The sequence below is a fragment of the Streptomyces fructofermentans genome (assembly GCF_014651055.1).
Lineage (GTDB): Bacteria > Actinomycetota > Actinomycetes > Streptomycetales > Streptomycetaceae > Streptomyces > Streptomyces fructofermentans.
Map to the genome: position 1 here is coordinate 125021 of NZ_BMWD01000015.1, position 11050 is coordinate 136070.

Below are 11050 nucleotides of genomic sequence, written 5' to 3' on the forward strand. Positions count from 1 at the left end.
ACCCTCCTCTGCCGCCCGCTCTTCCGGCTCCGATCCTCCTCCGTCGGCATAAGTCCCATTCCGTCCGGCGCCGCACTCCCGCGCGTGCATCCGTACCGGAGGACTGCCTGTTCAGAGGTGGGGTGTGTCCAAAAAATAGCCATGGATTCCAGCCCGGCATCGGAATTTCCCGCCCACTGCAATAGAGTCACCGAACAGGCGTCAATCGACCGCGTTTCGCGGGGGTTAAGGCGGAGGTCCGGTCATGCGTATTCCCGCGCACTCGGTATGCACGGCGATCCGTGACGACATCGTCTCGGGTGTCTACGAGCGCGGCGGTCGGCTCACCGAGGAACTGCTCGCGCGTCGCTACGGCGTCTCGCGCGTCCCCGTGCGCGAGGCGCTGCGCACCCTGGAGGCGGAGGGCTTCGTCGTCACCCGCAGGCACGCCGGCGCGTGCGTGGCGGAACCCAGCGAGCAGGAGGCCGGGGATCTGCTGGAGATGCGGATGCTGCTGGAGCCCCTCGGGGCCGCGCGCGCCGCGCAGCGCCGCACGGAGGCTCATCTGAAGGTCCTGCGGGGCCTGGTCAGGCTGGGGCAGGAGCGGGCGAGGCGGGGCAACAGCGAGGATCTGCGCTCGCTGGGCGGCTGGTTCCACGAGACGCTCGCCCAGGCCTCCGGCAGCGCCTCGCTGACCTCGATGCTCACGCAGTTGCGGCACAAGATCGCCTGGATGTACTCGGTCGAGGCGCCGCTCGACCCGGCCGAGTCCTGGGTCGAGCACGGCGCCATCGTGGACGCCGTGGCGCGCGGCGACAGCGACCGGGCGCGCAGTGCCACGGCGCTGCACGCCGAGCGGTCGGCGACGGCGCACCGACTGCGCTTTCCCGGCACCGGCGATCGCGCGGAGCGTGTGAGGACCTCGCAACATCCTGTAAACACGGCGGGCCTGCGGAATTAACAGTGGAGCCGTATACAAAGAGAGATATTCGGCAGGAGCGCATTTCTGCTGCCTATTTCTCCGCGTGCCCGGAATTTCCGGGCGCGTCATTTCCGTACGCTGTGAAGAGCGGTGGCGGCGACCACGGGGAAATGGCTCGGAGCCTTCGGGAAACCCGGTTCACCCCGGCTCCCGCGGGGATCTCCGCCACCCGCGGTGAGGAATGCGCCGCGGTGGGCAGCGCGGCGCGGTGAGCAACGCGGCGGCGGTCCGGGCCGCGCGACGGCCCGCCGCCGGCCGCGGTGGACCGTCCGGGGTCCGTCCCGCTGCCGAGCCCGCGCGCGGAGTCGTGCGCGGACCGCCGGGAGCCCGTACGCGGACCGCGCGGAGCCCGTTCACGGACAGGGGGCGTGAACGGGCCGGCGACGCGGGGCGTACGACGGCGGAGGGGCGGCACCCGGACCGGGTGCCGCCCCTCCGCCGTCGTACGGCCGTGAATCAGACGGTCTCGGGGAGCTCGTCGAGACCCTCGGCGACCAGCTTGGCCAGGCGGTCGAGCGCGGCGTCGGCACCCTCGGCCTCGGAGGCCAGCACGATCTCCTCGCCGCCCTGGGCGCCCAGGCCGAGGACCGCGAGCATCGAGGCGGCGTTGACGGGGTCGCCGTCGGCCTTGGCGATCGTCACGGGGACGCCGGAGGCCGTGGTGGCCCGGACGAAGATGGAGGCGGGGCGGGCATGGAGGCCCTCGGCCCAGCCGACGTTGACGCGGCGCTCAGCCATGTGATGCTGCCCTTCAGGTGGCTCAAGGTTGTCTAGACCAGTGTTTCACACCGCGGGGCGTGCCCCAGGGGTGCGGGGGCCGTGCCCGGGACCGCCCCGGCCCCCAAGACTGCCTCGGGCCGCTGCCGTACGCGAGCCCTCCGGCGTCCCGCGCGCGGCGGCGGTCGGCGTGCACGGGCCCGCCGTTGTCGCATCAGAGCCGTACTCTGGGGGCCATGGAGACCGAGCCCGACCGGCACGAGTACCCCGCTCACTGGGAGGCCGACGTCGTGCTGCGCGACGGTGGCACCGCACGCGTGCGGCCCATCGAGGCCGACGACGCCGAGCGCCTGGTCAGCTTCTACGAGCAGGTCTCCGACGAGTCGAAGTACTACCGCTTCTTCGCGCCCTACCCGCGCCTGTCCGCGAAGGACGTCCACCGCTTCACGCACCACGACTTCGTGGACCGGGTGGGCCTCGCGGTCACCGTCGGCGGCGAGTTCATCGCCACCGTGCGCTTCGACCGCATCGACGCCGACGGCCGGCCCGCCTCCGCCCCGGCCGACGAGGCCGAGGTCGCCTTCCTCGTGCAGGACGCCCACCAGGGCCGCGGTGTCGCCTCGGCCCTCCTCGAACACATCGCCGCCGTCGCCCGCGAGCGCGGCATCCGGCGCTTCGCCGCCGAGGTGCTGCCCGCCAACAACAAGATGATCAAGGTGTTCACGGACGCCGGGTACCAGCAGAAGCGCAGCTTCGAGGACGGAGTCGTACGCCTGGAGTTCGACCTCGAACCCACCGACCGGTCGGTGGCGGTGCAGCGCGCCCGCGAGCAGCGCGCCGAGGCGCGGTCGGTGGCCCGGCTCCTCGCCCCCGGCTCGGTCGCCGTCATCGGTGCAGGCCGCAACCCCGGCGGGGTGGGCCGCAGCATCCTGGACAACCTGCGGGACGCCGGGTTCACCGGCCGCCTGTACGCGGTGAACGGCGCCCTCCAGGAGGAGGAGCTGGCCGGCGTGACGGCCCACCGCTCCGTGCGCGACATCGCCGAGCCCGTCGACCTGGCCGTCGTCGCCGTCCCCGCGGACCGGGTCCCCGACGTCGTCGACGAGTGCGGCGAGCACGGGGTGCAGGGCCTCGTGGTGGTCTCCGCCGGGTACGCCGAGAGCGGCCCCGAGGGCAGGGAGCGCCAGCGCGCCCTGGTGCGCCGGGCGCGCACGTACGGGATGCGCATCATCGGACCGAACGCGTTCGGCGTCATCAACACCTCCCCGGCCGTGCGGCTCAACGCCTCCCTCGCGCCGGAGATGCCGCGCCCCGGGCGGATCGGCCTCTTCGCCCAGTCCGGTGCCATCGGGATCGCGCTGCTCTCCCGGCTGCACCGCCGCGGCGGCGGGGTCACGGGTGTGACGGGCGTGTCGACGTTCATCTCCTCGGGCAACCGCGCGGACGTGTCCGGAAACGACGTCCTGCAGTACTGGTACGACGACCCGGACACCGACGTCGCGCTGATGTACCTCGAATCGATCGGGAACCCCCGCAAGTTCACCCGCCTCGCGCGCCGCACGGCGGCGGCGAAGCCACTGGTCGTCGTGCAGGGCGCGCGCCACGGCGGGGCCGCCCCGCAGGGGCACGCCGTACGGGCCACGCGGCTGCCGCACGCCACGGTCTCCGAGCTGCTGCGGCAGGCCGGGGTGATCCGGGTCGACACGATCACCGAGCTGGTCGACGCGGGTCTGCTGCTGGCACGCCAGCCGCTGCCCGCCGGACCGCGGGTCGCCATCCTCGGCAACTCCGAGTCGCTCGGGCTGCTGACCTACGACGCGTGCCTCGCCCAGGGGCTGCGCCCGCTGCCGCCGCGCGACCTGACGACCGCCGCCTCGGCCGAGGACTTCAGGGCCGCGCTGTCGAAGGCGCTGGCCGACGACGGCTGCGACGCCGTCGTGGTCACCGCGATCCCGGCGGTCGGCGAGACCTCGGCGGGAGACGCGGCGCTCGCCGAGGCGCTCCGGTCTGCCTCCGCGTCGGCCCCCGCCAAGCCGGTCCTCGTCGTCCACGTGGAACTGGGCGGACTGGCCGCCGCACTCTCCGCGGCCACCAGCACCGCACCCCCCGCGGGCCGCCCCGCGGCCATGCCCGGCACCGGCACCGGCGCAACCCCGCCCGGCACCGCCTCAGGCGGCACCGGCACCGCCACGACCGGCACCACGCGCGACGGCACCGGCACCACCGGAGCCCCCGCGCCCGACGACGACCGGTCCGGCCGCGCCCTAGAGCGCCCCGCCGACCGCGCGGCCGAGGGACGGGCCGCAGCCGGCAGCCTCACCGCCGCCGCCGACGGACCGGCCGCCGCCGAGGCCGAACCGGTGGCCGACACCCGCCTCATCCCGGCCTACCCAGCCGCCGAGCGGGCGGTCCGCGCGCTCGCCGAGGCCGTCAGGTACGGCCAGTGGCGGCGCGAGGCCGCCAACCCGGCACGCGTGCCCGAGTACGAGGACATCGACGAGAGGGGTGCAGTCGAGCAGATCCACCGGCTCCTCGGCCCCGACGACGGCCCGGCCGACACGGCGGGTCCGGCCGTGGGGGAGGGCGGCGGCACCACCCTCGGCCAGGACGACGCCTGCGCCCTGCTCGCGCGCTACGGCATCGACGTCCGCCGAGCCCGCCCCGCCCCCACCCCCGACGAGGCCGCCGCCGCAGCCGCGAACCTCGGCTACCCGGTGGCGCTCAAGACCACCGCCCCGCACCTGCGGCACCGCGCGGACCTTGGCGGCGTACGGCTCGATCTCGCGGACGAGGAGCAACTGCGCCGGGCGTACGCCGAGTTGACGAACCTCTTCGGGAAGCCGGAGGAGCTCCGCCCGGTCGTGCAGGCGATGGCCCCGCGCGGCGTCGACACCGTCGTGCGCGCGGTCATCGACCCGGCGGCCGGAGCGGTGCTCTCGTTCGGGCTCGCGGGAGCCGCGTCCGAGCTGCTCGGGGACACCGCGCACCGGCTGGTCCCCGTCACCGACCGGGACGCGGCCTCGCTGGTCCGGTCGATCAGGACCGCGCCCCTGCTGTTCGGCTGGCGGGGCTCGGCACCGGCCGACACCGCGGCCCTGGAAGAGCTGCTGCTGCGTGTGTCCCGGCTCGTCGACGACCACCCGGAGGTCGCCTCGGTGTCCCTGGAGCCCGTCGTGGTCGCCCCGCACGGCCTGAGCGTCCTCGGCGCGGCCGTGCGGCTCGCGCCGCCGCCCGCGCGCGACGACCTCGGCCCGCGCACCCTTCCTGTGTACTGAGCGGTGCCTCGCAGTCAGTGCGCCCCCGTAGGATGGACGTCATGGCCAAGACCAGTACGACGACCCAGGGGCTGCGAGCGGCGATCGAGCGCAGCGGCTACTACCCGGCCCTCGTGGCCGAGGCTGTGGAGGCCGCTGTGGGCGGCGAGCCCATCCGGTCGTATCTGGTCCACCAGGAGACGACGTTCGACGCGAACGAGGTGCGCCGCCATGTGACGGTGCTCGTCCTCACGGGCAACCGCTTCATCGTGAGTCACACCGACGAGCAGGCGGCGGACAGCACGTCCCCGACGCCGTACGCGACCACCTCCACCGAATCCGTGAAGCTCGGCCGCATCTCCTCGGTCGTCCTCAGCCGGGTCGTCGCGAACCCGGAGAAGTACGTTCCGGGGACGCTGCCCCGCGAGGTCGTCCTCACGATCGGCTGGGGCGCGGTCGCCCGCATCGACCTGGAGCCCGCCGCGTGCGGCGACCCCAACTGCGAGGCGGACCACGGCTACACGGGCAATTCGACGGCCGACGACCTGAGCCTGCGGGTCAGTGAGGCGGGCGACGGGCCGGACGCCGTGCGGCAGACACTCGCCTTCGCCCAGTCCCTCTCCGAGGCGACCGCGGACGTCACGCGCTGATGGCACAGCCATTCTGGGACCACCCGGAACCGCTCGCCGTCGAGTCGGCCCCCGTGCCCGAATACGGGTCGGGCTCCCTGGCGGACCTGCTGCCCACCCTGGCCGCGGGCATGGGCGTGCCGGGCATGGCCGCCCCGCTGGCCGAGCTGGGCCCGGCCGACCGGAACTGCGTCTTCCTGATCGACGGCCTCGGCTGGGAGCAGCTCAAGGCGCACCCGGACGAGGCGCCCTTCATGAGCTCTCTTTTGTCCGGTTCCCGCGGCGGCACCGGCCGGCCCATCACGGCCGGGTACCCCGCGACCACCGCCACCTCACTGGCCTCGGTCGGCACCGGACTGCCGCCGGGCGCCCACGGCCTGCCCGGCTACACGGCACGCAACCCGGAGACCGGCGAGCTGATGAACCAGCTCCGCTGGAACCCGTGGACGGCGCCCCAGGTGTGGCAGCCGTACCCCACGGTGTTCCAGCTCGCCGACGCGGCCGGAGTGCACACCGCCCAGGTCTCCTCGCCGACCTTCCAGAACACCCCGCTCACCAAGATCGCCCTCAGCGGCGGGACGTTCCACGGCCGGCTCTCCGGCGAGGAGCGCATGGACCTCGCCGCCGGGCAACTGGCCGCGGGGGACCGCTCCCTGGTCTACACGTACTACGCCGAGGTCGACGGCAAGGGCCACCGCTTCGGCGTCGACTCGGACGCCTGGCGCGGCCAGCTCATGTACGTGGACCGGCTGGTCCAGCGGCTCGCGGAGCAGCTCCCGCCGCGCGCGGCCCTCTACGTCACCGCCGACCACGGCATGATCGACATCCCGTTCGACGAGCAGCACCGCATCGACTTCGACGAGGACTGGGAGCTGCGCGCGGGTGTCGCCCTGCTCGGCGGCGAGGGGCGCGCGCGGCACGTCTACGCGGTGCCGGGAGCCCAGTCGGACGTGCTGACCTGCTGGCGCGAGGTGCTCGGCGAGCAGTTCTGGGTGGCCTCCCGGGACGAGGCGATCGCCGCGGGCTGGTTCGGCCCGCAGGTCGACGACCGGGTGTACGGCCGGATCGGAGACGTGGTCGCGGCCGCCCGCGACGATGTCCTGATCACCGCCTCGGAGCGCGAGCCGAAGGAGTCGCTGATGGTCGGCAACCACGGTTCGATGACGCCGGCCGAGCAGCACGTCCCGCTCCTCGAAGTGCGGTCCTGAGCCCCTTGTCAGCCTTGTCCCTCTCGTCCCTGTCGTCCCCCTTGCATCGCTTGCCTTCGTTTCCTTCCTTGCCCCTGTCGTCCCCCCGCGTCACTCACACCGAAAGGTGCTCACTCCACCATGCCCGAGCTGGTGTTCTTCTCCGGAACCATGGACTGCGGGAAGTCGACGCTGGCTCTGCAGATCGAGCACAACCGTTCGGCGCGCGGCCTCCAGGGGATCATCTTCACGCGTGACGACCGCGCGGGCGAGGGCAAGCTGTCCTCCCGCCTGGGCCTGGTCACCGACGCGGTGGAGGTCGAGGACGACCAGGACATGTACGCGTACCTCGTCGACCACCTCTCGCAGGGCGGCCGGGCGGACTACGTGATCGCGGACGAGGCCCAGTTCCTCGCCCCCGAGCAGATCGACCAGCTCGCACGGGTCGTCGACGACCTGGGCGTCGACGTCTTCGCCTTCGGCATCACGACGGACTTCCGCTCCAAGCTCTTCCCCGGCTCCCAGCGCCTCGTCGAACTCGCGGACCGGGTCGAGGTCCTCCAGGTCGAGGCCCTGTGCTGGTGCGGCGCCCGCGCCACGCACAACGCCCGTACCGTGGGCGGGCACATGGTCGTGGAGGGCGCCCAGGTCGTGGTCGGCGACGTCAACCAGGCGGAGGACATCGGGTACGAGGTGCTGTGCCGGCGCCACCACCGCAAGCAGGTGACCTCGTCGACCGCCAGGGCCGGTGCGCTCTCGCCCGACGTGCTGCCGGTGGACGCGCTGTCCCGGCGCTGAGGCACTGGCCCGTTCGGAGTACCGGCCCCGCGCGCGCGGGACTCGCCGGCCGGCCCGCGGGGTGTCGCTGCGCGGCCGGGTCAGTCGCTGTGCCGGCTCGTGCGCACGATCGAGAACACCGCGCCCTCCGGGTCCGCAACCGTGGCGATGCGGCCGTGCGGGGTGTTCCGGGGCTGCTTGAGCGTGTGCCCTCCGAGGTCGGCGACGTGCGCGACCGCCGCGTCCACGTCCGCGACCTCGAAGTACGTCATCCAGTGGGGTCCGCGGTCGCGGGGGAGCGCGTTGCCGACACCGTGGATGCCGGCCACCGGACGTCCCTTGATGTGCAGGGTGATGTAGTCGAAGTCGGCCGAGATGACGGGCTCCTGTTCGAAGCCGAAGACGGTCTCGTAGAACTTGACCACGCCCGAGGAGTCCCGGGTGATCAGCTCGTTCCAGTTGGGCGTGCCGGGGACGCCGGTGATGGCGGTGCCCAGGTGGCGCGCTGCCTGCCAGACGCCGAAGACGGCGCCCGAGGGGTCCGAGGCGATGGCCAGGCGGCCCGCCTCCGCCACGTCCAGCGGACCGACGCCGACGGTGCCGCCGCACTGCCGGACCGAGGCGGCCGTCTCGTCCACGTCGTCCGAGGCGAAGTACGGCGTCCACGCGATGGGCAGATGCAGGTCGGGCGGCAGCTGTCCGATGCCCGCGACCTCCTGGCCGTCGAGCTGCGCCCGCAGGTAGGAGCCCAGTTGGTGCGGTCCCGGCTGGAACTCCCAGCCGAACAGTTCCCCGTAGAACTCCTGGGTCGCGGCCATCCCGTGCACCATCAGGCTCACCCAGCAGGGTGTGCCGGGCGCGTACGCAGTGTCGTCCGGGCCGGCCGATCCCCATGCCTCGGTCATCGTCACCCTCTCCTCGGCGCCTCGTGGGGCCGTCTGACTTCCGCTTCCGAAACGCGCGTACCGCCGACGCGCGCGCTGCCGACACGTACTGGTGCACCCGGTGCCGATGGTCGCACCAACGGGCCCGTGGCGCGCTCCGGCCGAACGGCCCACCGGCGCACGGATGCCCGCATTGCTGTTTCCCGTCCGTTTCCCGATGATTGCCCGCCGATGTCGGTTCGGCAGCACGGCGCGTGGTCGTTCCCGCACGCCTCGTGTTCGGGGCGGCCCGGCCGAGCAGAGTAGCCCGACATGGACGATGCGGCCACCCCGTGCGCGAGGATGGTGGCCATGAACGCCATCATCTCCGCCACCGAACTCGCCGGCGACCTGGCTGGTCCGACCCCTCCCGTGGTGCTGGACATCCGCTGGCAACTGGGGGGTCCCAACCTGCGTACCGCCTACGAGGAGGCGCACATCCCGGGTGCCGTCTACGTGGACCTGGACTCGGAACTCGCTGCTCCGGCGGGTGCCGGGGGCCGGCACCCGCTGCCCGATCCGCAGGTGTTCGGCGCCGCCGTGCGTGCGGCGGGGGTGTCCGTGGACCGGGACGTCGTCGTGTACGACGGAGGGCTCGGCTGGGCCGCCGCACGGGCCTGGTGGCTGCTGCGCTGGACGGGTCATCCCTCGGTGCGCGTGCTTGACGGCGGCCTCGCTGCCTGGAGCGGTCCGGTCGAGTCCGGCCCGGCGGCTCCGGCCGCGGGGACCTTCGTGCCGGTGCCCGGAGGGATGCCGCTCCTGGACGCCGACGGGGCCGCGGCACTGGCCCGTACCGGTCTGCTCCTCGACGCGCGGGCCGCCGAGCGCTACCGGGGGGACGTGGAGCCCATCGACCGCGTGGGCGGGCACATTCCCGGCGCGGTCTCGGCGCCGACCACCGGGAACGTGACCGAATCCGGCCTGCTCCTGCCCGCCGCCGAGCTGGCGGAGCGCTTCACTTCGCTGGGCGCGGCCGACGCGTCCGGGGTCGGCGTCTACTGCGGTTCCGGAGTCTCCGGCGCGCACGAGGTCCTGGCGCTGGCGGTCGCGGGAATCCCGGCGGCGCTGTACGCGGGTTCCTGGTCGGAGTGGTCGCTGGACGAGAAGCGCCCCGTAGCGACGGGACCCGACCCGCAGTGACGGCGGCGCCCGGCGGGCGGCGCGACCGGGGGGCACGGGACCTGGGGGCACGTGACCTGGTGCCGCGAGGGGCGTCCGTCCGGGGGCGGTGACGGCGGAGAGGGCCCGCACCACGGGGGTGCGGGCCCTCTCCACGTCCTGGTTCCTAGTCCTGCTTCTTGCGGCGGGTCCCGAAGACGATCTCGTCCCAGCTCGGCACGGCCGCCCTGCGTCCGGGGCGCACCCCGTCCGCCTCGGCCTGCCGGTCGGTGGAGCCGACCAGCCGGTCCCGGTGGCTGCCCACCGAGCGCGGCATCAGCACGTCCGCGTAGGCGGAGCCCGCCGAGGCCGCGGGAGCCGGGGGCTCCTCCGCCTCGGGCTCCTGTACGGGCTGCTCCTCGCCCGGGAGTTCCGTCGCGGACGCGGCGGAGGCCGTGGAGCCGACGGCGGGCCGCTCGGGCACCACCATGTCGCCGCGGAAGCTCGGCACCGCCTCCAGGAGGCTGGTGAGCGAGTCGCGTTCGGCGGCTCTGTCGTCGAGGTCCGACTCGGACGCCTGCGAGGGCAGGGCGGGCCGCTCGGTCTGCCGGTCCAGGGCGCGGTCCAGCGGACGGTCGCGGGGCAGCCGGGCGATACGCGGCACGAAGGGGAAGCTGGGCTCGGCCGCCGCGAGGTCGTCGGACTCGCCGATCAGCGAGCGCGCCTCGTCGTCGACGGCCTGGACGAGCCGCCGCGGCGGGTCGTAGGTCCAGCTCGCCGAATGGGGTTCGCCGGCCACCAGGTAGACCAGCAGGACTTCCCAGGTGCCGTCGTCCCGGCGCCAGGAGTCCCACTGGACGGTCTCCTTGTCGGCGCCGCGCAGCAGGAGCCTCTCCTGCACCGCCTCGCCGAGCTGGGGACCGGTCGTCTCGCCTGGGCGGCGGACAGGAGTCTTCCGGGCTCGCTCCGCCATGAAGGCGCGCTCGGCGAGAACCGGACCCTCGAAACGGCGCACACGGTCGACGGGGATACCGGCGAGCTGGGCGACCTCTTCGGCGGACGCTCCCGCACGTATGCGCGCCTGGATGTCCCTGGGGCGGAGGTGGCTCTCCACCTCGATCTCGATCTGGCCGAGGCGGGGACGGTCGCCGCGGACGGCGGCGCGCAGACGCTCATCGATCGGAAGCGTGTACTCCGTGCTGTCCGCAGCCTTCAGCACCAGCCGTGTGCCGTCATTGGAGACGGCCACGACACGCAGTTCGGGCATGGGGACCTCCCGGGTGGTGCCTGCCGACGTCACGTGCGTCGCTGCTTCCGCTAGTCGAGTGTGGCCTGCCCGGGTGCAGCCTGCCACAACCTTGCCGAGTTGCCCGGCGTGTCGGGCATGGGCCCGGGATCGCCGTTATGGCACGGTTACCATTTCGCAACGCTAAGTGACGAACCTCATCACCCTGTGCAACGAGCCCCCTCCCGGCGGTCCTGGAAGGCCCCGGACGCCCTGGCG

The 11050-nt window shown here is 73.5% G+C and carries 9 protein-coding genes; 6 read left to right on the forward strand and 3 right to left on the reverse strand.

From position 1 onward, the window contains the following. The first annotated feature begins 244 nt into the window (after window positions 1-244). The gene (locus IE265_RS21275) at window positions 245-940 is read left to right on the forward strand and encodes a GntR family transcriptional regulator (RefSeq protein WP_190037240.1); all 696 of its coding nucleotides are present in this window, start codon (window positions 245-247) and stop codon (window positions 938-940) included. 477 nt (window positions 941-1417) lie between these two features. Here the strand turns inward: IE265_RS21275 and IE265_RS21280 are convergent, their stop codons facing one another. Beyond that, window positions 1418-1699, reverse strand: a complete 282-nt coding sequence (locus IE265_RS21280; protein WP_190037241.1) for an HPr family phosphocarrier protein — start codon at window positions 1697-1699, stop codon at window positions 1418-1420. A 215-nt stretch (window positions 1700-1914) separates the two neighbouring features. Between IE265_RS21280 and IE265_RS21285 the strand changes: the two genes are divergently transcribed. The 4 genes from IE265_RS21285 (at window position 1915) to IE265_RS21300 (ending at window position 7546) form a co-directional block, all read left to right on the forward strand. Beyond that, on the forward strand, window positions 1915-4953 hold the full coding sequence (locus tag IE265_RS21285; protein ID WP_190037242.1) for a bifunctional acetate--CoA ligase family protein/GNAT family N-acetyltransferase: 3039 nt from the start codon (window positions 1915-1917) through the stop codon (window positions 4951-4953). A 32-nt stretch (window positions 4954-4985) separates the two neighbouring features. After that, window positions 4986-5582 (forward strand): DUF5998 family protein, encoded by a 597-nt coding sequence (locus IE265_RS21290; RefSeq protein ID WP_190037301.1) that lies wholly within the window; start codon window positions 4986-4988, stop codon window positions 5580-5582. Beyond that, entirely contained in the window at window positions 5582-6769 is a 1188-nt protein-coding gene (locus tag IE265_RS21295) for an alkaline phosphatase family protein (protein ID WP_190037243.1), read from the forward strand. Before IE265_RS21290 ends, IE265_RS21295 begins: the two co-directional genes overlap by 1 nt. 120 nt (window positions 6770-6889) lie before the next feature. After that, complete coding sequence (locus IE265_RS21300) at window positions 6890-7546, forward strand: thymidine kinase (RefSeq protein WP_190037244.1); 657 nt, start codon at window positions 6890-6892, stop codon at window positions 7544-7546. 80 nt (window positions 7547-7626) lie between these two features. On the opposite strand, the gene IE265_RS21305 is transcribed toward IE265_RS21300, so the two are convergent. Beyond that, window positions 7627-8430, reverse strand: coding sequence for a VOC family protein (locus IE265_RS21305; protein WP_190037245.1), 804 nt, complete (start codon window positions 8428-8430; stop codon window positions 7627-7629). Window positions 8431-8760: 330 nt separating this feature from the next. Here IE265_RS21305 and IE265_RS21310 point away from each other — a divergent pair, with 330 nt between their 5' ends. Beyond that, the gene (locus IE265_RS21310; RefSeq protein ID WP_190037246.1) at window positions 8761-9588 is read left to right on the forward strand and encodes a sulfurtransferase; all 828 of its coding nucleotides are present in this window, start codon (window positions 8761-8763) and stop codon (window positions 9586-9588) included. A gap of 145 nt (window positions 9589-9733) precedes the next feature. On the opposite strand, the gene sepH is transcribed toward IE265_RS21310, so the two are convergent. Further along, window positions 9734-10813: a septation protein SepH gene (sepH, locus tag IE265_RS21315; protein WP_190037247.1), complete on the reverse strand. Its 1080-nt coding sequence runs from the start codon at window positions 10811-10813 to the stop codon at window positions 9734-9736. Window positions 10814-11050 lie beyond the last annotated feature (237 nt).